Origin of the sequence: Polynucleobacter finlandensis (assembly GCF_018881755.1) — a bacterium.
Lineage (GTDB): Bacteria > Pseudomonadota > Gammaproteobacteria > Burkholderiales > Burkholderiaceae > Polynucleobacter > Polynucleobacter finlandensis.
The window spans coordinates 60023-86364 of the sequence record NZ_JACVPS010000003.1; the positions used below are offsets into that span (position 1 = coordinate 60023).

Annotated in this window: 28 protein-coding genes; 20 read left to right on the forward strand and 8 right to left on the reverse strand. The window is 46.6% G+C overall.

From position 1 onward, the window contains the following. Positions 1-67 precede the first annotated feature (67 nt). The 4 genes from ICN49_RS02510 to ICN49_RS02525 are packed head-to-tail and all read left to right on the forward strand — an operon-like array spanning position 68 to position 4167. Positions 68-1432, forward strand: a complete 1365-nt coding sequence (locus ICN49_RS02510; RefSeq protein WP_216165482.1) for a UDP-glucose dehydrogenase family protein — start codon at positions 68-70, stop codon at positions 1430-1432. A 30-nt stretch (positions 1433-1462) separates the two neighbouring features. Continuing rightward, the gene (rfaE1, locus tag ICN49_RS02515) at positions 1463-2392 is read left to right on the forward strand and encodes a D-glycero-beta-D-manno-heptose-7-phosphate kinase (protein ID WP_216165484.1); all 930 of its coding nucleotides are present in this window, start codon (positions 1463-1465) and stop codon (positions 2390-2392) included. Beyond that, complete coding sequence (gene rfaD / locus ICN49_RS02520) at positions 2389-3417, forward strand: ADP-glyceromanno-heptose 6-epimerase (RefSeq protein ID WP_216165486.1); 1029 nt, start codon at positions 2389-2391, stop codon at positions 3415-3417. The genes rfaE1 and rfaD overlap by 4 nt, the downstream gene beginning before the upstream one ends. Before the next feature lie 12 nt (positions 3418-3429). Beyond that, positions 3430-4167 carry an alpha/beta hydrolase gene (locus ICN49_RS02525; RefSeq protein WP_216165488.1) on the forward strand — a complete coding sequence of 246 codons (738 nt, stop codon included), beginning with the start codon at positions 3430-3432 and terminating at the stop codon, positions 4165-4167. 7 nt (positions 4168-4174) lie between these two features. On the opposite strand, the gene ubiM is transcribed toward ICN49_RS02525, so the two are convergent. After that, the gene (gene ubiM / locus ICN49_RS02530; RefSeq protein ID WP_216165491.1) at positions 4175-5374 is read right to left on the reverse strand and encodes a 5-demethoxyubiquinol-8 5-hydroxylase UbiM; all 1200 of its coding nucleotides are present in this window, start codon (positions 5372-5374) and stop codon (positions 4175-4177) included. 248 nt (positions 5375-5622) lie between these two features. Here ubiM and ICN49_RS02535 point away from each other — a divergent pair, with 248 nt between their 5' ends. Together ICN49_RS02535 and cysM are read left to right on the forward strand one after the other, a co-directional pair. After that, positions 5623-6057, forward strand: coding sequence for a ComEA family DNA-binding protein (locus ICN49_RS02535; protein ID WP_216165494.1), 435 nt, complete (start codon positions 5623-5625; stop codon positions 6055-6057). 41 nt (positions 6058-6098) lie between these two features. Then, positions 6099-7010: a cysteine synthase CysM gene (cysM, locus tag ICN49_RS02540; protein ID WP_216165497.1), complete on the forward strand. Its 912-nt coding sequence runs from the start codon at positions 6099-6101 to the stop codon at positions 7008-7010. Positions 7011-7016: 6 nt separating this feature from the next. On the opposite strand, the gene ICN49_RS02545 is transcribed toward cysM, so the two are convergent. Further along, the gene (locus tag ICN49_RS02545) at positions 7017-8273 is read right to left on the reverse strand and encodes a lytic murein transglycosylase (RefSeq protein WP_216861083.1); all 1257 of its coding nucleotides are present in this window, start codon (positions 8271-8273) and stop codon (positions 7017-7019) included. A 76-nt stretch (positions 8274-8349) separates the two neighbouring features. On the opposite strand from ICN49_RS02545, the gene ICN49_RS02550 reads away from it, so the two are divergent. The 5 genes from ICN49_RS02550 (at position 8350) to ICN49_RS02570 (ending at position 14583) form a co-directional block, all read left to right on the forward strand. Further along, positions 8350-9270, forward strand: a complete 921-nt coding sequence (locus tag ICN49_RS02550; protein WP_216165500.1) for a histone deacetylase family protein — start codon at positions 8350-8352, stop codon at positions 9268-9270. A gap of 29 nt (positions 9271-9299) precedes the next feature. After that, positions 9300-10952 carry an acyl-CoA synthetase gene (locus ICN49_RS02555; RefSeq protein ID WP_216165503.1) on the forward strand — a complete coding sequence of 551 codons (1653 nt, stop codon included), beginning with the start codon at positions 9300-9302 and terminating at the stop codon, positions 10950-10952. Positions 10953-11040: 88 nt separating this feature from the next. Next, complete coding sequence (locus ICN49_RS02560) at positions 11041-11790, forward strand: electron transfer flavoprotein subunit beta/FixA family protein (RefSeq protein WP_216165505.1); 750 nt, start codon at positions 11041-11043, stop codon at positions 11788-11790. 9 nt (positions 11791-11799) lie between these two features. Then, the gene (locus ICN49_RS02565) at positions 11800-12744 is read left to right on the forward strand and encodes an electron transfer flavoprotein subunit alpha/FixB family protein (protein ID WP_216165779.1); all 945 of its coding nucleotides are present in this window, start codon (positions 11800-11802) and stop codon (positions 12742-12744) included. A 51-nt stretch (positions 12745-12795) separates the two neighbouring features. Continuing rightward, positions 12796-14583: an acyl-CoA dehydrogenase gene (locus ICN49_RS02570; protein WP_216165508.1), complete on the forward strand. Its 1788-nt coding sequence runs from the start codon at positions 12796-12798 to the stop codon at positions 14581-14583. A 39-nt stretch (positions 14584-14622) separates the two neighbouring features. On the opposite strand, the gene ICN49_RS02575 is transcribed toward ICN49_RS02570, so the two are convergent. Together ICN49_RS02575 and ICN49_RS02580 are read right to left on the reverse strand one after the other, a co-directional pair. Next, positions 14623-15057 (reverse strand): hypothetical protein, encoded by a 435-nt coding sequence (locus ICN49_RS02575; RefSeq protein ID WP_216165511.1) that lies wholly within the window; start codon positions 15055-15057, stop codon positions 14623-14625. A 14-nt stretch (positions 15058-15071) separates the two neighbouring features. After that, on the reverse strand, positions 15072-15533 hold the full coding sequence (locus tag ICN49_RS02580; protein WP_255535370.1) for an META domain-containing protein: 462 nt from the start codon (positions 15531-15533) through the stop codon (positions 15072-15074). 324 nt (positions 15534-15857) lie between these two features. On the opposite strand from ICN49_RS02580, the gene rpsP reads away from it, so the two are divergent. The 6 genes from rpsP to ICN49_RS02610 all read left to right on the forward strand — a co-directional run bounded on the left by rpsP (position 15858) and on the right by ICN49_RS02610 (position 19825). Continuing rightward, the gene (rpsP, locus tag ICN49_RS02585) at positions 15858-16103 is read left to right on the forward strand and encodes a 30S ribosomal protein S16 (RefSeq protein ID WP_087909239.1); all 246 of its coding nucleotides are present in this window, start codon (positions 15858-15860) and stop codon (positions 16101-16103) included. Positions 16104-16195: 92 nt separating this feature from the next. Continuing rightward, complete coding sequence (gene rimM / locus ICN49_RS02590) at positions 16196-16759, forward strand: ribosome maturation factor RimM (protein WP_216165516.1); 564 nt, start codon at positions 16196-16198, stop codon at positions 16757-16759. A gap of 37 nt (positions 16760-16796) precedes the next feature. Continuing rightward, a complete protein-coding gene (gene trmD, locus ICN49_RS02595) occupies positions 16797-17543 on the forward strand; it encodes a tRNA (guanosine(37)-N1)-methyltransferase TrmD (RefSeq protein ID WP_216165519.1) in 747 nt (248 codons plus the stop codon). A 126-nt stretch (positions 17544-17669) separates the two neighbouring features. Beyond that, positions 17670-18068: a 50S ribosomal protein L19 gene (gene rplS, locus ICN49_RS02600; protein ID WP_216165522.1), complete on the forward strand. Its 399-nt coding sequence runs from the start codon at positions 17670-17672 to the stop codon at positions 18066-18068. A 63-nt stretch (positions 18069-18131) separates the two neighbouring features. Continuing rightward, positions 18132-18869: a CoA pyrophosphatase gene (locus tag ICN49_RS02605; RefSeq protein ID WP_216165524.1), complete on the forward strand. Its 738-nt coding sequence runs from the start codon at positions 18132-18134 to the stop codon at positions 18867-18869. Next, positions 18866-19825 carry a CobD/CbiB family protein gene (locus ICN49_RS02610; RefSeq protein WP_216165528.1) on the forward strand — a complete coding sequence of 320 codons (960 nt, stop codon included), beginning with the start codon at positions 18866-18868 and terminating at the stop codon, positions 19823-19825. The genes ICN49_RS02605 and ICN49_RS02610 overlap by 4 nt, the downstream gene beginning before the upstream one ends. Here ICN49_RS02610 and rsgA read toward each other — a convergent pair. Continuing rightward, positions 19770-20783, reverse strand: a complete 1014-nt coding sequence (rsgA, locus tag ICN49_RS02615; protein ID WP_216165531.1) for a ribosome small subunit-dependent GTPase A — start codon at positions 20781-20783, stop codon at positions 19770-19772. The two genes, ICN49_RS02610 and rsgA, sit on opposite strands and share 56 nt — an antisense overlap. Positions 20784-20789: 6 nt before the next feature. Further along, positions 20790-22040, reverse strand: coding sequence for a M48 family metallopeptidase (locus ICN49_RS02620; RefSeq protein ID WP_216165535.1), 1251 nt, complete (start codon positions 22038-22040; stop codon positions 20790-20792). 15 nt (positions 22041-22055) lie between these two features. On the opposite strand from ICN49_RS02620, the gene orn reads away from it, so the two are divergent. After that, positions 22056-22649 carry an oligoribonuclease gene (orn, locus tag ICN49_RS02625; protein WP_216165537.1) on the forward strand — a complete coding sequence of 198 codons (594 nt, stop codon included), beginning with the start codon at positions 22056-22058 and terminating at the stop codon, positions 22647-22649. Here the strand turns inward: orn and mog are convergent. Beyond that, a complete protein-coding gene (gene mog, locus ICN49_RS02630; protein ID WP_216165539.1) occupies positions 22646-23272 on the reverse strand; it encodes a molybdopterin adenylyltransferase in 627 nt (208 codons plus the stop codon). The genes orn and mog overlap by 4 nt on opposite strands. Before the next feature lie 26 nt (positions 23273-23298). On the opposite strand from mog, the gene pmbA reads away from it, so the two are divergent. Beyond that, positions 23299-24645: a metalloprotease PmbA gene (gene pmbA / locus ICN49_RS02635; RefSeq protein WP_216165541.1), complete on the forward strand. Its 1347-nt coding sequence runs from the start codon at positions 23299-23301 to the stop codon at positions 24643-24645. A 61-nt stretch (positions 24646-24706) separates the two neighbouring features. Next, a complete protein-coding gene (locus tag ICN49_RS02640) occupies positions 24707-25789 on the forward strand; it encodes a TRAP transporter substrate-binding protein (RefSeq protein WP_216165543.1) in 1083 nt (360 codons plus the stop codon). Between the two features lie 51 nt (positions 25790-25840). Here the strand turns inward: ICN49_RS02640 and ICN49_RS02645 are convergent, their stop codons facing one another. After that, positions 25841-26329 (reverse strand): dihydrofolate reductase, encoded by a 489-nt coding sequence (locus ICN49_RS02645; RefSeq protein WP_216165544.1) that lies wholly within the window; start codon positions 26327-26329, stop codon positions 25841-25843. Positions 26330-26342 lie beyond the last annotated feature (13 nt).

Consider the following 26342-nt stretch of genomic DNA (forward strand, 5'->3'; position numbering starts at 1 on the left):
TTAACAAGACCGTAATGAATTTTGTGTTTAATAGCAGTAGATCAATTAGAAATATATTGGAGTTCACTTGAAAGTCACCATTATTGGTAGTGGGTATGTTGGTTTAGTGACCGGCGCTTGTCTTGCTGAGCAGGGCAACAATGTCTTTTGTGTAGACGTGGATCCTAAAAAGATTGAGATTCTCAATTCTGGTGGTGTGCCGATTTACGAGCCCGGTCTTAAGGAAATGATTGAGCGCAATCGCGCAGCAGGACGCTTACAGTTTTCTACTGATATAGCGGCTTCAGTAGCTCATGGTGATGTTCAGTTTATTGCTGTTGGTACACCTCCCGATGAAGATGGTTCTGCAGATTTGCAATATGTAGTGGCTGCAGCTCGCAATATTGGCCGCCATATGACCACTCCTAAAGTGATCGTAGACAAATCCACTGTTCCCGTAGGTACTGCAGATAAGGTTACCGCCGCTATCAAAGAAGAGTTGGCTCAGCGCAATCTCGATCCAGAGCTTTGCTCAGTAGTCTCTAACCCAGAGTTCTTAAAAGAAGGCGCTGCAGTCGAAGATTTTATGCGTCCAGATCGCATTGTGATCGGTACTGAGAGCACACCATCTGGTTTGCATGCCAAAGAGCAAATGCGCAAACTCTATGCACCATTTAATCGTCACCATGAGCGTACCTATTACATGGATGTGAAGAGTGCGGAGTTAACAAAGTATGCAGCCAATGCTATGTTAGCCACCCGCATCTCCTTTATGAATGAATTGGCGAACTTAGCTGATCTCGTTGGTGCTGATATTGAATCTGTACGTCAGGGAATTGGCTCAGACTCTCGTATTGGTTATGGTTTCTTGTACTCCGGTACGGGTTACGGCGGCTCATGCTTTCCAAAAGATGTTTCCGCGCTCTCCAAGACTGCTATGGAGTTCGGCAGAGACCTCAAGATTCTGGATGCAGTTGAAGCAGTTAACGAAGCGCAAAAGACCATTTTGGTTGAAAAGATTGAAAAGCGTTTTGGTAAAGACCTTTCTAATATGAAATTTGCCTTATGGGGCTTAGCCTTCAAGCCAAATACGGACGACATGCGCGAAGCGCCAAGCCGCATCATCATTGGTGAATTAGTGAAGCGTGGCGCCTCAGTAGTGGCCTATGATCCCGTTGCGATGCCAGAGGCAAAGCATTGCCTTGAGCAGGACTTTAAAGGCAATCCCGAGGGCTTAAAGAAGATTTCAATGGTGGAAGACCCCATGGCAGCAGTTGATGGTTGCGATGCTCTCGTGATTGTGACTGAGTGGAAGGCGTTCCGCAGTCCAGATTTTGATGCGCTCATGCAAAAGCTCAAGCGACCTATTATTTTTGATGGCCGCAATCTCTATGAGCCTTCAGCTATGCAAGAATTGGGTATTGAGTACCAAGGCATTGGCCGTCATAATTAAAAGTAATTTAATCAAAGAAAAAGTCTGCCTGTGGAAAAAGCTAACCGAGAACAGTTCTCCAAAACCCGCTTACTTGTGGTTGGCGATGTCATGTTGGATCGCTACTGGTTTGGTGATACCCATCGCATTTCTCCAGAAGCGCCAGTTCCTGTGGTTCAGGTTGGTAAAATTGATGAGCGTTTAGGTGGCGCCGCCAACGTAGCTCGTAACGTAGCTGCGTTGGGTGCTAAGACCACGATTCTGGGTGTCATTGGCAATGATGAGGCTGGTCGTCGCGTTACTGAATTGCTTAAATCTAGCGGCGTTGATAGCCAGTTAGAAATTGATAGCAAAGTTCCAACGATAGTAAAGTTGCGTGTGATTGCACGGCAGCAGCAACTGATTCGTTTGGACTTTGAAGAGGCACCTAGTGAAACTGCTTTAGCTCATAAGCTGGAGCGTTTTGAAAAATCACTCGGTGACGCTGATGTTGTGATTTTGTCCGACTACGGCAAGGGTGCTTTGGGCCAAGTTGCTTTGATGATTGAGCAGGCTCGTGCAAAAAATAAAGTCATTCTTGTAGACCCTAAGGGTGAGGATTATGAGAAGTATCGTGGGGCCACAGTCTTAACCCCAAATCGTAGTGAATTACGTCAGGTAGTGGGGCAGTGGACCAGCGAAGAGGATTTAACGCGTAGAGCACAAGATCTCCGAAAATCTTTGAACCTACAAGCCTTGTTGCTGACAAGATCTGAAGACGGCATGAGTTTGTTTACGGATGCTGGTGTCAGTCATGTGAAAGCCCAGGCGCGTGAAGTATTTGATGTATCTGGCGCTGGCGATACTGTGATTGCCACCTTGGCTGTTGCGCTAGCCTCTCAGTGGCCTTTAGAAAAGGCCATGGCACTAGCGAATCGCGCTGGCGGTATTGTGGTTGGTAAGCTGGGAACGGCAACTGTTACTTCTGAGGAATTGCAATGACCATCATCGTTACTGGCGCAGCTGGTTTTATTGGCGCCAATATTGTTCAAGCCCTAAATGCGCGTGGTGAGAAAAATATCATTGCGGTTGATGATCTACGTCCTGCTGATAAGTATCGCAACTTAGCGGATTTAGACATCATTGATTACTTGGATAAAGATGAGTTTTTAGAAGCCTTTAGAAGTGGTCGCTTTGGCAAGGTGAAGGCAGTGTTTCATGAGGGGGCTTGCTCCGATACGATGGAAACTGACGGCATCTTCATGATGGCGAATAATTATCGTTACACAATGGATTTGTTGGATATCTGCACAGAGCAAAAGGTACAGCTTTTGTACGCATCATCTGCCGCAACCTATGGTGGTTCAGATGTCTTCGTCGAGAGCCGCGAACATGAGAAGCCATTAAATATTTACGGCTATTCCAAATTCCTCTTTGATCAGGTGATGCGTAAGCGTTTTGCTGAGAATGCCAATAGCGCTCAAGTAGTGGGTTTCCGCTACTTCAACGTTTATGGCCCACGTGAATCCCATAAGGGACGCATGGCATCAGTCGCTTTTCATCAATACCATCAGTACAAAGCCAATGGCCAAGTCAAATTATTTGGTGAGTATGGCGGCTATGCTGCTGGCGAGCAAAGCCGTGACTTTGTTTCTGTTGAAGATGTCGTCAAAGTAAATCTATTTTTCTTGGACCATCCAGAAATCAGTGGCATATTTAACTTAGGTAGTGGTCGTGCACAGCCATTTAATGATGTGGCTCATGCAGTGGCTAATGCCATGCGTAAGCTTGATAAAGCCAACCCAGCCAGCTTGGAAGAGTTGATAAAAGAAAAGGCTATTGAGTACATTCCATTTCCAGAGGCGCTCAAAGGTAAATATCAATGCTTCACACAAGCTGACTTAACTAAGCTACGCGCTGCTGGATATCAAGAGCCCTTCCTCAATGTCGAGCAGGGTGTTAGCCGCTACATTAACTGGTTAGTGACTAATGCGGATTTCTTGGCGAGCCCTCTAGATACGAAATAAGAGGCAGATAGGGTGAGTAAATTCTGGATTGCGCTCATCTTTTTCTTTGTTGCTAGAGGCGTGAGTGCTCAGCTTATGAGCATTCCCCATGGAAGCGATCCACCTACCCAAACCCTTTTAGTTGAAGCACTTAAACCTAAAGCGCTAGTGTTGCTTTTTCCTGGTGGTGGCGGAATGGCGAAGATTCAAGATGATGGCTCAGTCATCAGTCGTCACACCTTCGTGCGATCTCAAGAGCTTTGGGCTCAATACAATATCGATGCTGTACTCGTAGACAGTCCATATGACTTGGGCGACTTGCGGAGAAGTAATTTACGGGGTCGAGAAGATCACCTTACAAGGGTTGCTGAGGTGGTGAATTTTTATAAAACCAAAACGAATTTGCCGATTTGGATATTTGGCCATAGCATGGGCTCATCTACTGCAACCTACTTTGCTAATAAACATTTCAAAGACCGGCCGATTTCCGGAATTATTATTGCGGGAACAATCACGACGGCATCTTTGGATGATGAGGTTACCCTTCCGGTACTAGCGATTCACCATCGACAAGATTCTTGTGCAGGAACTCCTGTTAGCGCATCTTCTAGAGTGATAGAAGGTAGACCTCCAAAACTTGTATCAAAACTAGAAATCATTGACGGTGGTATTACTGAGGGTGGCGTCTGCGAATCATTTGCTTATCATGGCTTCAATCAAACCGAGCCAGAGTTTATTAAGAAAGCTGCTCAATTTATCTTGAGCCACTGATTTCTGGTTATCGTCCTGTTAGCGATAAGGCAATCGACTTCTTAAATGGGGTCAGCTTCTCGCTAACATGCAGTAGCGCCTTTCTTAAGAACTTCGCAGGTGGTGATTCTTTTGTATAGATCTCAGTAATTAATCTAGTCATCAAGAAGAGTGGTTTGGTTTTGAGTCTATGCGTTCTTTCGTAGCGCAGTAAGAGTGCCTGATCGCCAATATCTTTGCCCACTCTATGGGCACCTAGAATTTCTTTTGAAAGTTTTTGCACGCCTAGGAGGCCAAAGTTAAATCCATGTGCTGTTACTGGATGCATCCCAACCGCGGCGTCACCAACAGTGGCAAATCTAGTCCCCACCAATCTTTTTGGGTATACCGATACTAGGGGGTAGGAGTGAATAGTGCTCACTAGGTCCATTTCTCCAAGGCGATTGCCAAATCGTTCTTTTGCATTTCTAGAGAACGCCTCGGGATTCAACTTCATGAGTTCCTCAGCTTCATCGCTGGCAACAGTAATAACCACTGAGCTTCTATAGCGACCCGTTTCTGGGTCTGGATTCATGGGGAGTAGTGCAAGCGTTTGCCCATAATCAAACCACTCCCAAGCAATATGGTCATGGGGTGTGTCATGAGTCATGCAGCAGACCAACATGTTTCTACCAAAGTCATGCATGTCAGCAGCAATGCCCATCATGCGACGCGTAGTGGAAAATCGGTTATCAGCCGCCACCACTAACTTTGCGCTAATTTCTGTTTGATCATCTAAGACTACACCTGCGATTTGCTGACTCGTTTTGACTTTGATCACCTTCCGGCCGGGAATGAGCGTAATGTCGTGATGGAGATCATTGGCTTCTTGTGTGGCATCGTAGGCTGCCTTGCGAATGACGTGATTTGAAATTAACCACCCCAGTTCTTGGTATTTGCTGAGCTGGTGAGGGATGAGCATTTCAAACTGGGATCTCCCATCCAGAATCTTGGCATCGCGTAATTGTGAAATTGCCTGCGGTTCAATTAATTGCCACAGTCCAAGATCTTTCATGGCGCTGGCAGAGCTCTGGGTAAGGGCGATCTCCCTGCCATCAAACGCTGGATTTGAAATGGCATCTAGAGACTGCTGTTCAATAACTGCAATTGTTAGCCCTTGCCCGCTTAGTGACCTGGCAAGGCATAGCCCTGAGGGACCTGCTCCAACAATAACAATATCGACATTCATGCTGTATCCAATGAGTTAAATAGAACTGGATTGAGTATAGATATTCAATCTCGAGTATTTCGGCTGGAAAATAATTGTGGCTCTTAGTTTTTGATTTGGATCAAAAACTGTATGAGATAAGTGTTTTTTCTTCCCTGCTCGTAAACATTTTCTGAATTCGCTGAAGGGTGTCAACAGGTGGGTGATTGCTTCGTTGTAATTGATCCGCACATATTTCATGTCTGCGGATTTTTATGACTGGAGAAAAAATGACTTATCAATCACGACAAGGTGGTACCCACCGCTTCATTAAAGCCTTAGCTTTTTCAGCATTATTAGCTGCTTCTGGTTTGGGGGCTTCTGCTGCTTTTGCTTCACCAATTAATGTCAATACCGCCACTCAAACTGAGTTAGAAAGCATTAAAGGAATCGGCCCCTCTAAAGCTAAAACGATTATTTCTGAGCGACTCGATGGCGGCCACTTTCAGGATGCTAATGATTTGCAAAAGCGGGTACGAGGCATTGGCATGAGATCAGTGGAAAAAATGGTGGATAACGGTTTAACCATCGAGGCCCCGGGCTCATTTCGCGAACCCAATGGCAGGACCAAGAAAGAAGGCTCTGGTGCTAGTCGACGTGGTTCTCGCGGTCAAAACAGTTCTCGTCCTCATGCGGATCGTGAGGGAGCGGGTCGCCGTAACTAGACCCATACGCGTATAGGCGTGCTTACGGCTAAAATGCCTGAATGAGCACCCCTTCTTACTTAACTATTTCACAAACTGTTGGCAATACGCCTTTGGTTCGTTTACAACGTATTCCCGGTCCCGAGAATGAGGCCCGTGGCAATGTGATTTTGGGCAAGTTAGAAGGAAACAATCCAGCCGGGTCGGTGAAGGACCGACCTGCGCTGTCGATGATCACACGCGCGCAAGAGCGTGGTGAAATTAAACCCGGTGATACCTTGATTGAAGCAACCAGTGGCAATACTGGTATTGCGCTGGCAATGGCCGCTGCGATGTTGGGCTACAAAATGGTTTTAGTGATGCCGGAGAGCCAGAGTATTGAGCGTCGTCAAAGTATGGCTGCCTACGGTGCCGAACTCATTCTGACGGCGGCTTCTGGTGGTATGGAGTTTGCAAGAGACTATGCTTTGCAACTGCAAAAAGAAGGTCGTGGCAAGTTGCTTGATCAGTTTGCTAATCCAGATAATCCACGTGCACATATTGAATCGACTGGCCCTGAAATTTGGCGAGATACTGATGGGCAGATTACCCATTTCATTTCAGCAATGGGTACTACGGGAACGATTACTGGGGTATCGACTTATCTCAAATCGATGAACCCGAATATTCAAATCATTGGGGCGCAACCGGAAGAGGGCTCGCAAATTCCGGGGATACGCAAATGGGCGCCAGAGTACCTACCAAAAATTTACCAAGGCGATAGAGTAGATCGTATTGAGTACGTAACGCAGGCTGATGCCGAAGAAATGGCGCGTCGCTTGGCTGCGCAAGAAGGTATTTTTTGTGGGATTTCTGCTGGTGGGGCTTTAGTGGTGGCTTTGCGTATTGCTCGTCAGGCGGAGAATGCAACGATTGTATTTATTGTGTGTGATCGGGGTGATCGCTACTTATCTACTGGAGTTTTCCCAGTCTAGGCTAAGTCAAGATTGCTTAGGCTTTTTCTTGGCTTTCGATTTCTTGGTTTTCGCCCCACTAGTTTCAGTAGGCTTTGCTTCTTTTGCTGTATTGCTAGTAGGCACAGCACTCTGATTTTTATAACCTAATGCTTCTGCAAATTCAGCAACACTTTGTGCATAAAAATAGCTGCGGTTATATTGCACAATCGTTAGAAAGTTATTTAAGCCCACAACATAGTGAACTTGATCGCTACCATCTGTATCAGGGTAGGGAAGATCAACAATAAATGCTTTGCTTTGTGGCGTAACACCACCTGTTTGTAGATCTCCTTGCTCTGGCTTGAGGATCCCTTTATTGATGAGTTCCTCAACAGAGTATTTGAGTTTGGGTTCACCGTCAGCTAATAATTTAGCTTCAGCTATACCGGAGCTGAGCACTGGGAAGGAGATTGGCATGCCTGGTTCCCAGCCATGTTGTTTCATGAAGTTGGCAACGCTGGCAATGGCGTCTTTGGGGCTTTGACGAAGATCGATGCGACCATCCCCATCCCCATCTACTGCAAAGCTTCTAATGCTGCTGGGCATGAACTGAGGTAGGCCAATCGCGCCCGCATAAGAGCTGTTTTGATTGAGGCACGCGCTAAAGCGGGCACCATTTAAGCCTTGGGCGCCATTTTTGGCTGGAAGCTTGCCGCCAGCATCTGACCAGCACATCAAGATGAGCTCTTTTAGTTGGTCTTTAAATAACCGCTCACGAACCGCTTTATTTGGGGTGTCGGGGTAGCTAAATGCAAGGGTAGATAAAACGTCCTTAACCCTGAAGTTACCGGTTTGGCGTCCATAGATGGTTTCAATGCCGATAATCGCCACGATGATTTCAGCTGGCACTCCGGACTCTTGTTCAACTTGAGTAAGAAATGCATGGTTCTGCTCCCAAAAGGCTTTACCTGCCTTTAATCTGACTGGCTCAACAAAACGCTTGCGGTACGCCACCCAATTCTTTTTAAAGGTTCCGGATGGGGGTAATACTAATTTGCGTATTGAGGGAATGGTCTTAACATCCAAAAAGCCAGATTCAAGTGCGGGAAGGGGTATTTCTTGGGTTTGAGCCACCTGGGCCAGTAATTCATGAATATTTTCGGAAAAGAGGGCTTCGGACACCGCCTCTTCGGTTTGGTTTACGATAGCTTGAGTAGTGTTGCTTTGTTGCGTAGGGTTGCTAGAGCAAGCCCCTAGAAGCAAAGCGAGGACGATGCTGGAGACAAGGAAACGTATATTCAAGTGAAGTTGGCGTTGAGTAGATTGCACGTTTATTAAATTAAAAAAATTGCCGTTTTGTTATTGAAAGTTTTAAGTAATGACTACAGGATACATAACTCATCCAGATTTTCTAAAACATGAGATGGGTAGCCATCATCCAGAATGTCCAGAACGCATTCAAGCGATTAATGACCAACTCATTCGTAGCGGAATAGATCCCTTTCTGCATCATCTCGATGCGCCCCTGGCCACAGAAGATCAATTGGAATTAGTGCATAGCCCTGACCATATTGCGTTTGTAAAAGAACGCTCTCCCGAGAGTGGGTACTTCATGCTTGATGGTGACACCATCATGAATCCCCACACTTGGAGGGCTTGCTTACGTGCAGCAGGCGCTGCGATAGCTGGTGTCGATGCTGTAATGAAAGGCGAAGTAAAAAATGTTTTTTGCGCGGTACGGCCACCAGGACATCATGCTGAGCCAACGCGCTCTATGGGATTTTGTGTTTTTGATAATGTGGCCATCGCAGCACGCTACGCCATGGAGCAATATGGCATTGAGCGCGTAGCAATCATTGATTTTGATGTACATCATGGCAACGGCACAGAAGCGGCATTTTTCAATGATCCTAATGTCTTGATGTGCAGCTTTTTTCAGCACCCGTTTTACCCTTACAGCGGTTTAGATGGGGCAACGAATATGGTGAATGTTCCCTTGCCGGCCTCAACTCGCGGCGATGTCGTGCGCTCTATTGTGGAAGAGCAGTGGCTACCACGTCTACGAGACTTTGAGCCAGAGCTCGTGATTATTTCTGCCGGCTTTGATGCTCACAGAGAAGATGACTTAGGGCAAATGGGTTTAGTGGAAGATGATTACGCATGGATTACCAATCAATTGAAAGTAGTAGCCGATCAATATGCTCAAGGCCGCATAGTGAGCTGTCTGGAGGGTGGCTACAACCTCTCTGCCTTGGGTCGCAGTGTTGTGGCTCACGTTAAAGCTTTAGCAGACCTCTAATAAAAAAGAACAATAGCAAGGGTAAAGAGATGGCAAATATTTTCGAGCAAGGCTTAGAGCGCAACTCAGCAAACTTTACCCCCATTACCCCGCTATTATTTTTAGAGCGCTCTGCCGAGATTTACCCAAATCGTTTGGCGGTCATCCATGGGCAGCTGCGCCAAACTTGGCAACAGACCTATGATCGCTGCCGTCGTCTTGCCAGCGCCTTGAGTAAGCATGGTATCGGCCTTGGTGATACGGTGGCTGTGATGTTGCCGAACACACCCCCAATGGTTGAGGCGCACTTCGGCGTCCCGATGGTTGGCGCTGTATTAAATTCCCTGAATACCCGCTTGGACCCAGAAACCATCGCTTTCATGTTGAACCATGGCGAAGCAAAAGTAGTCATTGTTGACCCTGAGTTTTCGGGAACAATGAAGAAAGCCTTGGAGATTGCCAAAAAGGAAAGTGGTCGCGAGTTTCTGGTGATTGATGTCGAGGAAAAAGAGTTTGATGTGCCAGGAGAAAGATTGGGCAAACTCACTTACGAGCAATTATTGGCCGAAGGTGATCCGCAATATGAGTGGCAGGTTCCAGTAGATGAGTGGCAGGCGATTTGTCTAAACTACACCTCTGGTACTACTGGTGATCCAAAAGGAGTTGTCTACCATCACCGTGGTGCGGCAATTAATGCGGTATCGAATATTTTAGATTGGGATATTGCTAAGCACCCAGTGTATTTATGGACATTACCTATGTTTCACTGCAATGGGTGGTGCTTCCCATGGACTATAGCGGCTCGTGCTGGTATTAATGTTTGCTTGCGTCGTGTTGATGCGCAACATATCTTTGCCGCAATTAAAGAGCACAAGGTCACCCATTATTGTGCGGCCCCTATTGTTCATAATTTATTGGTAAATGCCCCAGCTGAGATGAAGGTAGGCGTGCCAGCAGGTGTTAAGGGTCTTATTGCTGGTGCTGCGCCTCCAGCATCCATTATTGAGGGCATGGAAAAGCTAGGCTTTGATTTGACTCATGTCTATGGATTAACGGAGACCTATGGTCCCGCCGCAGTTTGCGTTCAGCAAGATGAGTGGAATGATTTAGATATCGGCGAGCGCGCGCGTTTGAATGCGCGACAGGGCGTGCGCTATCACATGCAACAAGCAATTGCTGTATTGAACCCAGAAACAATGGAGCCTGTGCCTGCCGATGGTGAAACCATGGGTGAGATTATGTTCAAGGGCAACATCGCCATGAAAGGGTATTTGAAGAACGAGAAAGCCACTCAAGAAGCTTTCGCAGGCGGTTGGTTTCATTCTGGCGACTTGGCTGTGATGAGTCCTGATGGCTATGTGAAGATCAAAGACCGCAGTAAAGACATCATCATCTCTGGTGGTGAAAACATCTCCTCGATTGAGGTTGAAGATGTACTCTACCGCCATCCAGCAGTGATTGCAGCAGCGGTTGTGGCGATGCCTGATCCAAAGTGGGGTGAGACCCCTTGTGCATTTCTCGAAATAAAGCCTGATGTTGAGGTTACAGTTGAAGAAATTGTGGCCCATTGCAAGAAACATTTGGCTGGATTTAAAGTTCCCAGGGCCGTGGTCTTTGGGGACCTGCCCAAAACCTCCACCGGCAAGATTCAGAAGTTTGAATTGCGCAAGAAGGCTGGTTCTGCCTCTGCTATCGACGTTTAATAGAAACACTGCTCGAGGCAGATAAAATAGATAGTTACCCCGATTTTTGATAAATAAATATTGTTTTTGTGAAGATTGAGATCCGAAGATGAAAATCTTAGTAGCTGTAAAACGTGTCGTTGATTACAACGTCAAAGTTCGTGTGAAGTCAGATAATTCTGGTGTTGATATTGCTAACGTCAAAATGAGTATGAATCCTTTTGATGAGATTGCAGTTGAAGAGGCCGTCCGTTTAAAAGAAGCGGGAATTGTTACTGAGATCATTGTGGTATCAGCGGGCCCCACGCAATGCCAAGAAACATTACGTACTGCTTTGGCTATTGGCGCAGATCGCGCTATCTTAGTAGAGAGTGATGCTGACTTGCAGCCCTTAGCCGTTGCGAAGATTCTTAAAGCCCTCACTGATAAAGAGCAGGCTCAGATGGTGATTTTGGGTAAACAGGCGATTGATGACGATAGCAATCAAACCGGTCAGATGTTAGCTGCTTTACTAGATATCCCGCAAGCCACTTTTGCCTCTAAGGTAGTGATTGCTGAGGGCAAAGCCACTGTGACCCGTGAAGTTGATGGTGGCCTAGAAACCATTGCGCTCACCTTACCTGCGGTCATCACGACTGACTTACGTTTAAATGAGCCACGTTATGTGACTCTACCTAACATCATGAAGGCCAAGAAAAAGACTTTAGAGATTGTTAAGCCAGAGGAGTTGGGCGTTGATATTGCCCCACGTCTGAAAACACTCAAAGTAGAAGAGCCGCCAAAACGTACCGCTGGTGTCATGGTGGCCGATGTAGCAGCTCTGGTTGAAAAACTCAAAAATGAAGCGAAGGTGATTTAAATGGCCGCTCTGATCTCTCTAGTGATTGCTGAACACGACAATCAATCCTTAAAGGCGGCAACCCTCAATGCCGTTGCTGCTGCCCTGCAAATTTCCTCAGAGGTAGACATCCTCGTAGCGGGCAATGGCACTGATGCTGTTGCCCAAGCAGCAAGTCAAATCGCTGGCGTGCGTAAAGTCATTCAAGTAGATAGCCCAGCTTTAGCAGATCAATTGGCCGAACCTTTAGCAGCGCAGATCCTCTCGATTGCTAAAAACTATAGCCATATTTTGGCTCCAGCCACTGCGAACGGTAAAAATGTCCTCCCTAGAGTGGCAGCTAAGTTGGATGTGGCTCAGTTATCGGACATCACCAGGGTTGTCTCACCTGACACCTTTGAGCGTCCCATCTATGCAGGTAATGCGATTGCTACCGTTCAATCGGCTGATTCAATCAAGGTGATCACTGTGCGCACGACAGGCTTTGATCCAGTGGCTGCTACAGGCGGGTCAGCCACCATTGAAAAACAATCTGGCGATGCTGCAGCAAGCAATACTTCCTCATCCTCTTTTGTTGGGCGCGAGCTGACTAAATCAGATCGCCCTGAGCTTACTGCTGCCAAGATCATTGTCTCTGGTGGACGTGGTTTAGGTTCTGGTGAGAAGTATCAAGAAGTTGTTGTGCCGCTGGCTGATGCCTTAGGGGCTGCCTTGGGTGCATCACGTGCAGCCGTCGATGCAGGCTATGTACCCAATGATTACCAAGTAGGGCAAACGGGCAAGATTGTGGCTCCCCAACTGTATGTCGCTGTTGGCATCTCCGGAGCCATCCAACACTTAGCAGGCATGAAAGACTCCAAGGTCATCGTAGCCATTAACAAAGACCCAGAAGCACCAATCTTTAGTGTTGCTGACTATGGTTTAGTGGCTGACTTGTTTACTGCGGTCCCAGAGTTAACTAAGGCGCTTTCTTAGGTCGTCGATACATTCATTCAATCAATTCGATTTGAATAAAGAGGAGTTGTAATGCCATATGTAGCCCCAGTCAAAGACATGCTGTTTGTGATGAATGAATTGGCTGGGCTATCAGATGTTGTCGCCTATCCTCAGTATGCCGAAGCGGGTGCTGATGTTGATTTAGCGCCAGCTATTTTGGAAGAAGCTGCAAAATTCAATCAAGATGTAGTGGCACCACTCAATTGGCCTGGCGATCAAAATCCAAGCTCACTAAAAGATGGAGTGGTTACTACCACCCCCGGTTTTAAAGAGGCTTTTGAGCAATTTGCTGCTGCTGGTTGGCAGGGCGTTGTTCATCCTGCTGAGTTTGGTGGTCAGAGCCTACCCAAGTTAATTGCTACTGCCTGTTTTGAAATGGTTCACTCAGCCAGTCTTTCTTTTGCTTTGTGCCCAATGTTGACAGATGGCGCGATTGAGGCTTTGCTTACTGCAGCCAGTCCAGAATTACAGGAGCAATTTGTTCCAAAGATGATTGCGGGTGAGTGGACTGGATCAATGTGCTTAACTGAGCCACAAGCGGGCTCTGATTTATCGATGGTGCGTTCGCGCGCCGTGCCGCAGGATGATGGTGCTTATAAGATTTATGGCACCAAAATTTATATTACCTATGGCGATCACGATATGGCAAAGAATATTGTCCATCTCGTATTGGCTCGTACTCCTGATGCACCTGAGGGCGTAAAGGGTATCTCTTTATTTGTAGTGCCAAAATTTATCGTGAACCCTGATGGCTCTCTAGGCAATCGCAATGATGTTCAATGCGTTTCTATTGAGCATAAGCTTGGTATTAAGGCGAGCCCTACTGCGGTATTGCAGTTTGGTGATCATGGTGGCGCTATTGGTTATTTAGTGGGCGAGGAAAATCGCGGTCTTGAGTATATGTTTGTCATGATGAATGCCGCCCGATTTGCTGTTGGTATGCAAGGTGTCGCTGTCGCTGAGCGCGCTTATCAAAAGGCTGTGCGATATGCTAAAGATCGCGTACAAAGCCGTGATCTTGCCGGTTCCGCTGGTCCTGTGGCAATTATTCATCAGCCTGATGTCAAGCGGATGTTGATGACGATGCGCGCCTACGTTGAGGCATCTAGGGCGCTGGCGTATTACGCAGCGGCTGAGTACGATGCCCAGCATGCTTCACCCGATGAGGTTGCTCGCAAGGGTAGCCAAGCAATTTATGAATTTTTGGTTCCGATTGTTAAAGGATTCTCTACAGAGATGTCGATTGAGGTTGCTAGTCTGGGCGTGCAAGTGCATGGAGGTATGGGCTTTATTGAAGAGACTGGCGCTGCCCAGTACTATCGAGACGCCCGCATTTTGACAATTTATGAAGGCACAACTGCAATTCAGGCAAATGATTTGGTTGGTAGAAAAACGGTGCGTGATGGTGGCGCAACTGCTCAAGTCTTGATTGGAAAAATCAAGCAGACAGAAAAGAATCTAGCATCTGCTGGTAGTGCCGATGCTAAAGCTGTTCTCAAGCAATTAACTCCTGCACGTGAAGCTTTTGAAGCCTCCGTTTCTTATATCTTAGCCAATGCCAAAACAGAAGTGAAAGCTGTCTACGCGGGTAGTTTTGCTTATCTGCGTTTGTGTGGATTGGTTTTGGGCGCATGGCAAATGGCTCGTGCGCTCTTGGCTGCCGAAGGTTTGCGTTCTAGCGATCCAAGTTTCTATGGCGCCAAAATTGCTACTGCACGTTTCTTTGCTGAGAACTTGTTGCCACAAGCGCAAGCCTTAGCAACTTCTATTGTGGAAAGTGGTCATTCCACCAATGCTTTAGAAGTGGAGCAGTTTTAAGACTTTCTAATCAGTTTCTGTTTTATTAAGCTATCCGCATTACTGGGATAGCTTTCTTGCTTCTGCAATTTGAGAGATAAAAAATTGCTCAAAGGAAACAGCCAAGAAGGTCATCATTACTCCAGCTCCAAATACTAGCGAGAAAATGACGGTGAGGATTGTCGGCCACCCGGACTTGGATTTACCTGCTGGATTAAATTGGGCATCCCACTTTTCATCTGCGCGTAAACCTAATGCAATGGTGGTTAACCAACTGGCTTCCATCGCAATAAAACCCAAGGTCAGCAAAATCCAGCCGGGTGCGGAGTGAAAGTGCGCGGCTTTTAAGAGGAGCCAGCCGCCAATACCGCCAATCAAAGAAAATAGTTGAGCCCATGCCCAAAAAGATTTAAAGCCTAATAAGTAAAAGCAATTAAAACCGGTGCCTGGAAAGAGTATCCCGAGTGCGCAGAAAATAAATTTAGAACGTTTCATTAAAACCTTTGTGATTATTTATTTTGAGTCGATGACTTCTGATTGACATCACGTTGCGCAAAGCTCAACACTTCACGATCCCGCCCAATAACTAGGAGCCGATCACCATCACGAACAATCGTACGGTAATCGTTGAGCTCATAGAGAAAGTCATTTTCCAATTCCATGCGCTGTGGACTGCAGGCCATCTTGGTGCTGGCGATTTTTTCTAAGGTAAAGCCGCGTTCATCTTCACTAATCTGGGCGGTAAATCGATTACAGCCGGTAGACCCGCTAAGACGCTCACCATTTGCATCAAATGCGATTTGGATGGGGTTGCTGCTCTCGCCTTGTGGGATTTGCCTTGCGCGCACTTCGCCATTGACATTAGGGGTGAGATTCCAGCGAATGAGTTCCCACTGGGTATTTCTGAGTTCTCGGGTCGGGGGGCTGATCTTAGCTCCGCAAGGAGGGATGACGCTGGCACAAGCTGTCAAAAGGCTTAAACCTAGGCAGGAAATTGCCAGAAGGGGTCGATTTAATCTGCTTCTAAACGAACTAGAGGGGTTATTTTTGTAGGGCATATTTATCTAACTCGTTGTTTTTTAATCAATTTTTATCACCTTGAACTCACTATTCTACTGAGTTAGGGGTTGAAATAGGTGGAATAAGTAGGGGTTTTCGTCTAGAATATGAGGTTTTCCGCTATACCGTGCATTTGTTTTATTCATTTGCTCAGTCGGCTGGAGCCCAAGATTTTTGTAGAAATTTCATTGGGTTGTAATCAACCTGTTTTTAATTTTAGATTTTAAGGAATAACTATGGTCGTCATTCGACTAGCACGCGGCGGTTCTAAGAAGCGCCCTTTTTACAGTATCGTTGCTACTGACAAGCGCAATCGTCGCGACTCGAACTTTATCGAGCGTATTGGTTATTTCAATCCTAAGGCAGCTGAGTCCGAGCAAGCAATGCGTATTGCTCAAGACCGTTTGACTTATTGGACTGGTGTTGGTGCGCAAGTATCCCCAACCGTTGTTCGTTTGATCAAGAATAATCCTGCAGTTTAAAACTGACTTTCTAGAAACCCTGTCTTCATGATGGGGCTTCTAGCGATAGGATTCATTGGTAGTTTTATTTAGGGAAAATAGGTGGCATTAATATGAGTACACCCTCCCTAAATGATTTGATTGAGCTTGGTGCAATTGCTGAAGCTCAAGGCCTGCAAGGACAAGTGAAGGTCCGCCCTCACTCCTCAGATCCTGTAGCGCTTCTATCTTCAAAAGAAATTTGGCTTTCCCTCATTCCTCGTCGGGATGCTGGCGTTTCTGCTTCTCAAGAGCAGGCTTCCTTACGTGCTTACAAAGTCAAACAAGCAAAGATGCATAGTGGCACGGTTGTCCTCGCTTTAGAGGGTGTAACAGACCGCGATCAAGCTCATGCATTAAAGGGTGCCCGCATTTTAGTGGGGCGCGATGATTTTCCAAAAGCGGACAAAGATACTTATTACTGGGTAGATTTAATTGGTTGCCAAGCAAACAATCTGCAAGGCGAACATTTGGGTGAGGTTTTGGACGTCACCGAAAATGGCGCTCATGGCGTCATTGCGATTGGGGATTCTATAAGCAAAGTAGTTAAGCAGCTCGTACCGTTTGTTAAGGAAGTAGTGCAAAACGTCGATTTGCCGAATAAATCCATTACCCTAGATTGGCAATCTGACTGGTAGCCTTTCCAATACGTTAGCCAATACTTTTTATTTCACTATGCGCTTTGATGTTGTAACTCTATTTCCAGAAATGTTCCCAGCTTTAACGCAGTGGGGGGTGACTGGACGCGCATGTGACAAAGGCCTAGCCAGCGTCAAACTTTGGAATCCCCGAGACTATTGCAGTGATCCCCGCAAAACGGTAGATGATCGTGCTTATGGTGGGGGCCCTGGGATGGTCATGATGGTTAAACCGCTAGAAGATGCCGTGAATGCGATTAAGGCGTCCCATCAAGCGGAACATATTCCATCTGGCCCAATTTGCCTTTTGGCACCCCAAGGTGAGCGTTTTTCTCAAAAGATTGCGACAGATATCCTCAATCACGGCAATATTAGCTTTGTTTGTGGCCGCTATGAGGCAATTGACCAACGTTTTGTCGACCGGAACGTCGATTTACAGCTTTCAATGGGTGATTTTGTGGTTTCTGGGGGCGAATTACCCGCTATGGCCATGATGGATGCGGTTATACGGCTTATCCCCGGGGCTCTTGGGGATGATGATTCTGCGGTCCAGGATAGCTTCGTAAACGGGCTTTTAGACCATCCGCACTACACCCGCCCTGAAATATATGAAAATTTATCTGTTCCAGACGTGCTTTTGGGCGGACATCACGCTAAAATAGCGGATTGGCGTCGGCAGAAGTCTTTAGAGCTGACGTTAAGGTTAAGACCGGATTTAATTGAATCCGCTCGAACCAACGGGTTGCTAACCCAAGAAGATGAGCAATTTCTTCGTACGCTGTGAGTAATCTCAGGGTTGAATAAAAAGTTTGTATTTTGGTTTAGTGAAATTGATTTAACTACATCCTCTGTCTGGTCCGTTGATTTATATCTCGGGATTAAACGCTGACAAGATGTTTAAGGATTGAAAATGAATTTGATTGAAAAAATTGAGCAAGAAGAAATTGCTCGCTTAAGCGCCAACAGAACTCTTCCAAGTTTTGCTCCTGGCGATACAGTAGTCGTTGGCGTGAACGTAGTTGAAGGTACACGTAAACGTACTCAGGCCTTTGAAGGCGTTGTGATTGCTAAGCGCAATCGCGGACTTAATTCCAGCTTTATCGTTCGTAAGATTTCTTCTGGCGAAGGTGTAGAGCGTACATTCCAAACTTACTCACCATTGATCGCTAGCATTGAAGTAAAGCGTCGAGGTGATGTGCGTCGTGCGAAGTTGTATTACTTGCGCGATCGTTCAGGTAAGTCTGCACGTATTAAAGAAAAGCTTCCTGCTCGTAAAGCAGCAGCTGTTCCAGCTCCAGCCGCTGAATAAGCTATCGGCTTGAAGTAAAAAAGGCGGCCTTGGTCGCCTTTTTTGTTGCCTTAAAATAAGAACATGTCAAAGATCTCTAAACCTGAAGAAGATGCAATCAATGTTGCAGCCCCTGCGGGTTTTGATGCCCAGGCTGTGCCCATTGAATCAGTGTGCATCGGTCAGCAAAAGGTGTTGGATAGATTGCTCGATCCTTATCAGCTAAAAGAACGCCTTTTATCGCCTCCAGCTTGGCAGATAGAGATTACAGATGAGAACCGGCATGTCATGGCTGCTGACATCATTGCAAAGCGTCAGGCTGCGGGCAAGGTGACTCGCGCAGCTGTTTTGATTCCTTTACTACTTCAACCAAATGGCTTATCCGTTTTATTGACTCAGAGAACGACGCACTTGCGAGATCATGGTGGGCAAATCAGTTTTCCGGGTGGTCGCATGGATCCCGAGGATGCTGGCCCCAATGAGACGGCTTTACGCGAAAGCGAAGAAGAAATCGGTCTAGAGCGTGAGCGGGTTGAGATTATTGGTCAATTACCCGAGTATTTGACGGTTTCAGGCTATAGCGTCACACCAATTATCGGTTTGGTTAAACCTCAGGCAGAATATGTCTTAGATGAATTTGAAGTGGCGGATATATTTGAAGTGCCCTTGAGTTTCTTGATGGACCCAGCAAATCATCAGGTTCGGGTTTGGCAGAGTGAGCAAGGTAGCCGCCGTTTTTATTCGATGCCCTATGAAGGTCGCTTTATTTGGGGAGCAACTGCAGGAATGTTACGTAACCTTTATCATCTATTAAAAGTATGACTTTCTTTTCTATTCTCTTCGCCCTGATTGCCGAACAATATCGTCCGGTATCGGCTAATCATTGGATCCACCGAATTGGTGCCCGTTGGTTGGATTGGGTTGCTGGTGAATTTGGCGGCAAGACTGAGGATGGCGCGAGTCCTGTAGGCGCCCGCATGGCCTGTTTGGTAGCTTTCATTCTCCCAACTTTCTTTGTCTTTGTGGTTTATGTTGCTTGCATGCTGACTTATCCAATCTTGGGTTTCATTTGGAATGTCACCATTGCCTATTTATTTTTTGGCTTTCGTCAATTTAGTCATTCCTTTACTGCAGTTCATGAAGCCATTCAGAATCATGATTTACCTGCGGCTCGTCTAGCCTTGGCTGAGTGGTATGGCCCTGAATTAGACGCATCAAATCTCAGTGAGACTGAAGTTATTTCATTGGCGTTAGAGCGTGCAATTGTTGGCTCTCATCACCATGTCTTTGGCGTGTTGTTTTGGTTCATGATGCCGATGGGTCCAGCAGGCGTAGTGCTATATCGCTTGGCTGACACCGCTTCGCAACGCTGGTCAGAAAGAGGTGACTTCAATTTAAGTGAAGCGGCTCGACATTTCTTCTACGTATTGGATTGGATTCCTTCCCGCATTACTGCGATGGGCTTTGCTATCGTTGGTAATTTTGAGGGTGCGGTTTATGGCTGGCGTTATCTCACTGGCAAGTGGGCTGATTCTTTATCTGCAGTGATTCTGGCTGCTGGTAGCGGTGCACTTGGCGTACGTTTAGGTGAGCCCTTGAGTGAGCCTGATAGTGATGAAGCTTTGCGGATGGCTGAAGCTGGTGAGCCTATTGTTTATGAGGTGGGTCTTGAGCCAACCGAACGGACAATGCGTTCCGCAATTGGCTTGGTGTGGCGCTTAATTATCGCTTGGATGGCTTTATTGCTAATGCTGACCATCTCTCTTTGGCTTGGCTAATGCCTTGAATCTGCGTATCTGCTGTTTTTGAATCAGAGCGCAATTGTCTAAATAGCGCTAGTCTTTCTGGCGCTATTTCATTTCTAGCGACGGCATCTCGTACTGCGCAATCTGGTTCAGTTTCGTGCGCACAATTATGAAAGCGGCATTTTCCGATAAGTTCTTTGAACTCCCTAAAGGCATGCTCAAGTTCGCTGACTGACATGTGAGCTAATCCGAATTCCTGAAAGCCTGGTGAATCAATCAGAGCCCCGAGCTTGCCATGAGAATCTCTTCCCCATGCTTCGGGTAGTTCGAAGTAACGGCATGCTGTGGTGGTGTGTTTGCCAGTGTCTAAGCGTACTGAATACTCTTGTGTGATTGCGGCAGCATTCGGTACCCAGGCATTCAGGAGGCTCGACTTACCCATACCGGACTGCCCAACAAATACTGAAACTTTCCCTTGCAGAGCAGGGCGCAGCGCTTCAATAGAGGCAGGATCAAATTTTGCAGAAACTTCACTCACTGGATAGCCCATGCGGGCATAGGGCTCAATGATTTTGCGAGCATGAGCTAGGTTATCTGGCAGATCGCATTTATTGAGCAGAATATGCAAACCAATTTGATTGGTTTCAGCAGCAACTACGGCCCTTCCTAGTAGATCGGGGGAGAAAGCTGGCTGCGTAGCCAGCACTACTAATATTTGATCAACGTTAGAAGCGATTAATTTGCTCTTAAAGGCATCTGATCGATAGAGAAGATTTTCTCTAGGCTCGATACGAATAATGCGTGCTTGATCTGCCGAAGTCATCTCCAGCAACATGCGATCACCTACAGCACCGATGTGCTGCTTAGCTGGAGTGCTTACCTGAATCAGTGGGCCATCAGGCGATTCATTGTCTTGGGTATCTTTCACCAAACGCTGCGCTAAATAATGTCTTCCATAAGAAGCCGTTAGTAGCGCGTGAAATTGCTCCATGGATTTCTAGCTTTGACGTTGAAGATTGGCAATGCGTAGTGGTGCAGGAGGATGCGAGCTATAAAACGCGGTATAGATCGGATCGGGCGTCAAGGTAGAGGCATTATCTTGATAGAGTTTGACCAGTGCTGAGATCAGATCTTTAGCAGAAGATTTAGTCGCCGCAAAACCATCTGCTTCGTATTCATGTTTACGTGATGCAATGCTTGCCAATGGTGTGAAGAAGAAGCTGAACACTGGTGACACCAGCATAAAGAGTGCCAGCGCTAGGCCGCCGTTGTAACCATTCAAGTTTGGCATCACACCTAGGTCAGTATAAAACCATACCTGAGTGCTAATCCAACCCAATAAGGCGAACATCCCAAAGCTCAAGGCAAAGGACACCAATAAACGTTTACGAATGTGTTTGCACTTGAAGTGCCCGAGTTCGTGCGCTAAAACTGCCTCAACTTCACCGGGATTTAATTTTTCAATCAATGTGTCAAAGAACACAATACGCTTAGCTTTACCCATGCCCGCAAAGAATGCATTGCCATGAGCGCTACGCTTACTACCATCCATCACAAATAATCCCTGACTAGCAAACTCACAGCGAGCCAAGAGGGCCTCTATCTGAGTCTTTAGGGCACCATCCGGTAGAGGTTGGAATTTATTAAATAGAGGCGCGATGAAGCTAGGGAAAATCCACTGCATCAAGAGACTGAATACAGTCAATACAACCCACGCCCAAAGCCACCACAGATCGCCTGCTTTAGCCATCAAGCTCAGAATGACCCATAGCAATGGAATGCCAATAGCAGCGCCAACTCCAAGGCCTTTAATCATATCGATAAAGAAGAGTTGTTTACCCATGCGATTAAACCCAAAGCGCTCTTCCAAATGAAATTGCTTGTACCAAGAAAAAGGCAGGTCCACTATTCCGGAAATAATCGCAATCGATCCTAGGAGAGCGATTTGCTGGGTAATCCCATCGCCCAATAATTGCGAGAGGGAAATGTTCAAAATCTGCAGGCCACCTAAAAGGGTGAAGCCAATTAAAATAATGGCGCTGACACCATTCTCTAAAACACCTAACCTTAATTTAGCGATGGTGTAGTCAGCCGCCTTTTGATGTTCGGCTAAAGTCACTTTTTCGGCGAACTCTGCTGGGACGCTATCGCGATGTTTGGCAACAAAGCGCATTTGACGTTGGGCTAACCAGTGGCGCAGGCCAAAGCTTGCAAGAAAGGCAATTAGAAAAGCAATTGTGAATGTCATGAGATCATTATAGTTATGAGCGAAAAAACCAATACCCCGGACCCAAAGTCAGCACCTGCCAGCGAGAATCTGGTGTGGGTTGATATGGAAATGTCAGGTTTAGACCCAGAGTCTGAACGCATCCTAGAAATTGCCATCATTGTGACGGATGCCCATCTCAATACGATTGCGACTGCCCCTGTTTGGGTGGTGCATCAAGAGGACACTTTGCTAGACGCCATGGATGCTTGGAATAAGGGTACCCATGGACGTTCGGGTTTGATTGATAAGGTCAAGACTGCCACCCAAGATGAGGTGACTGTAGAGGCTGAATGTATTGCTTTTTTGAAGCAGTACGTTAAAGCTGGCGTTGCGCCAATGTGTGGCAATACGATTGGCCAAGACCGCCGCTTCATGGCTAAGTACATGCCCAAATTAGAGGCGTACTTTCATTATCGAAATATTGATGTTTCGACCTTGAAAGAACTCTGCAAACGTTGGCATCCCGAGTTAGTGAAGGGTTTCACCAAGAAACAAGCGCATACGGCATTGGCTGACATCGAAGAATCCATTGAAGAGCTCAAGTACTACCGAGACAAATTCATCGTCCCATTGCCAGAGCAAGCTTAAGATTTCTGAATAGCGCTTTTGGGTCTAAAGACTTTGATGATGGATTCATTGGTTTCGATGTACGGCCCACCAATGAGATCAATGCAGTAAGGAACGGCAGCAAAGATACCGGGAACGATGGATTTTCCATCCGCATCTTTCAGCCCTTCAAGCGTTTCAGCAATCGCTTTTGGTTGTCCGGGCAAATTAATAATGAGAGCAGCATGCCCTTCAATTTCGCGAAGAACAGCAGTTTGGCGCGATAAAATCGCTGTCGGCACAAATCGTAGGCTAATTTGACGCATTTGCTCACCAAAGCCAGGCATTTCCCGTGTTCCGGCATCTAAGGTGGCTTCTGGGGTGACATCTCTGCGGGATGGCCCAGTCCCCCCAGTAGTTAATACCAAGTCACATCCCAAATCATCCACAAGCTCCACAATCGTCTCAGTGATGATTTCTTGCTCGTCAGCTATGAGGCGCTCATGGAAGACGCAAGGCGTGCTGATAGCGCTCATTAACCAGCTTTGCAGGGCAGGAATGCCTTCGTCGCTATAGACGCCCTTGCTCGCTCGGTCAGAGATGGAGATCAGACCAATTTTGATTTCATTTGGAGTATTGCGCTTCCAAGCTTCGGTATGCTTCATGCTTCTATTCTAGCTATTATTAGGGCATGTTTACTTACACATCACATCAGTTCACAGAAATCATTGATTTCATGCTTTCAGAGGCCCGTAAGCGGGGTGCTTCCGACGCTATTGCGGAAATTTCAGAGGGCCAAGGCCTCTCTGTCACAGTTCGCAAAGGCGAAGTGGAGACCATCGAGCAAAGTCTCGATAAACAGGTGGGCGTTACTGTTTTTTTGGGGCACCGCCGTGGCAATGCCAGTACCAGCGATTTTTCTAAACATTCCTTAAAAGCGACAGTTGAGGCTGCGTACCATATTGCCCAACATACAGCCGAGGATGATTGCGCTGGTCCTGCAGAAGTTGAGCTTTTAGAGAAGCATCCCTTAGATCTCGATTTATTCCATCCGTGGTTATTGGACACTGAGCAGGCGGTAGATATTGCACGCACTGCTGAAGGCGCAGCATTTGCCGTCAGTAAACAAATTAAAAATAGTGATGGCGCTTCAGTATCTGCGCATCATGCGCATTTCATGATGGGCACCACTCACGGGTTTATGGGTGGCTATCCTTTTTCTAGGCACTATATTTCCTGTGCACCAATTGCCAGTGAGGGTGGAAAAAAATCCGCCATGCAGCGCGATGATTGGTATTCCAGTTCACGAATCCCGGAAGAACTTGCAGATCCTGCTGCCATTGGAAAGTATGCTGCGCAACGTGCACTATCAAGACTTAAAGCTCGATCCCTGACAACCCGTCGCTGCCCAGTTATTTTTGAAGCACCCTTGGCTGCGGGCATATTGGGCGGTCTAGTGCAGGCAGTATCTGGTGGATCTTTGTATCGCCGCTCCAGCTTTTTATTGGATAGTCTTGGTACGCAAGTGTTACCTAAGCATGTAAGTTTGTTTGAGAATCCTCACATGAAATCGATGACGGGTAGCGCTCCTTTTGATGAGGAAGGGGTCAAGACTGCGGCCCGCACTGTTGTGGATAAAGGCATTCTAGAAGGCTACTTTTTGTCCACATACTCCGCTCGTAAGTTAGGCATGAAAACCACTGGTAATGCGGGTGGGTCTCACCATTTGACTTTAGAGAGTACAAAAACTCCCAAGGGTGGCTTACCAGCACTCCTAAAGGCAATGGGAACAGGTTTATTAGTCACCGAGTTAATGGGGCAGGGCGTGAACTATGTCACTGGCGATTATTCGCGTGGCGCTTTTGGTTATTGGGTAGAGAATGGCGAAATTCAGTATCCAGTTGAAGAAGTCACTATTGCTGGAAACTTAAAAGACATGTTGCTCAATATTGAGTTAATTGGTGGCGATACCCTGATTCGCGGAACCAAGGAAACCGGCTCAATCTTGATTAGATCTATGACGGTGGGCGGTAAATAGTCCAGCGATTTGGAATAGATATACTTTTAGAACTTCATCAGAAAAGTTAAGGGAGATCAGTATGCAAAGACGTTCCTTTTTAAAGAAGGCCACTTTAGGAGCTGGCGCTGCTGCTTTAGCCGCCCCTGCGCTTGGACAAAGCTTGCCGACGCTAAATTGGCGTTTAGTTTCCAGTTTTCCTAAATCTTTAGATACCTTATATGGCACGCCAGAGGTTTTTGCTAATTCTTTGCGCAAGGCAACGGATGGCAAATTTAATATCAAAGTGTTTGCAGCTGGTGAAGTCGTGCCTGCGCTTCAGGTGTTAGATGCCGTTCAAAATGGCACTGTCGAGTGTGGACATACTGCAAGCTATTACTACCTTGGTAAAAATAGCGCATTCATTTTTGATACCGCAGCACCATTTGGTATGACAGCTCGTCAGCAAACTGCTTGGATGCTGCAGGGTAATGGCATGAAGTTGATACGTGAGCTATATGCCAGTTATAACTTGGTGAACTTTCTGGGCGGTCAGACTGGTACTCAAATGGGTGGCTGGTTCCGTAAAGAAATTAAATCACCTGAAGATTTCAAAGGCCTCAAATTTCGTATTGCTGGGTTTGCCGGCCAGGTTTTAGCTAAGCTCGGCGTGGTACCTCAGCAACTACCGGCTGGTGAGATTTATTCAGCGCTTGAAAAAGGCACGATTGATGCTGCTGAGTTTGTGGGCCCATACGATGATGAAAAGCTAGGCTTGGCTAAAGTAGCTAAGAACTATTACTACCCAGCTTGGTGGGAAGGAAGTGCGGCGCTTTCATTCTTGGTCAATAAGAAGAAGTGGGATGAACTGCCACCTTCATATCAGGCAGCTTGGGAAGCGGCATGCTTTGAGGCGCATACCGATATGTGCGCCAAGTACGATGCGCTCAATCCACCGGCCCTGCAACGGCTTGTTCAGAATGGAGCGGTATTACGCAAATTCAATACCTCAGTAATGGATGCTTGTTTTAAGGCTTCGCAAGAAACCTATGCCGAAGAGTCCGCCAAGAACCCGCAGTTCAAAAAGATCTTTGAAGACTACCGAGCCTTCAGAAATATGGAAGCGCAGTGGTTTGGTTTAGCAGAGCAAGCGTTTGCGCAATATAGCTTTAGCAAGAAACTTTGATCAATATATTTTTTTGGTGAAATAAAAAGGGCTCCTAAGAGCCCTTTTTATTTATTTTCGTTCAAGTTTTAGAAAATGAAAAGAGATGTCGCCTTCACTGCCCGGCGTTCGTTCTATCTCTTGCCATTCGGATGGATTAGGCACTTCAAAGAAGGTGTCACCACCTTCTACATCAATATCAATCTCGGTAAGATAAAGGCAATCTGCTTTTTTAAAGCCTTGCGTAAAAAGTTGCTCACCACCGATCACAAAAACACGGGGAAATTCACTTAAGCGATTGAGTGCCTCATCGAGTGAGCCTGCTAATTCTGCGCCGGTTAATTGAAGGTCTGGGTTTCTACTCACAACAATATTGCGTCTACCAGGGAGGGGGCGGCCAATGGACTCCCAGGTCTTGCGGCCCATGATGACAGGGTGTCCCATGGTGACGCGCTTGAAGAATTGCAAATCTGCAGAAATCTTCCAAGGCATTTGGTTGTCGCGACCAATGACATGATTGCGCGAGCGCGCCACAATCATCGAGATAGCAGGTTGTGTCATGACTAGCTGAGTT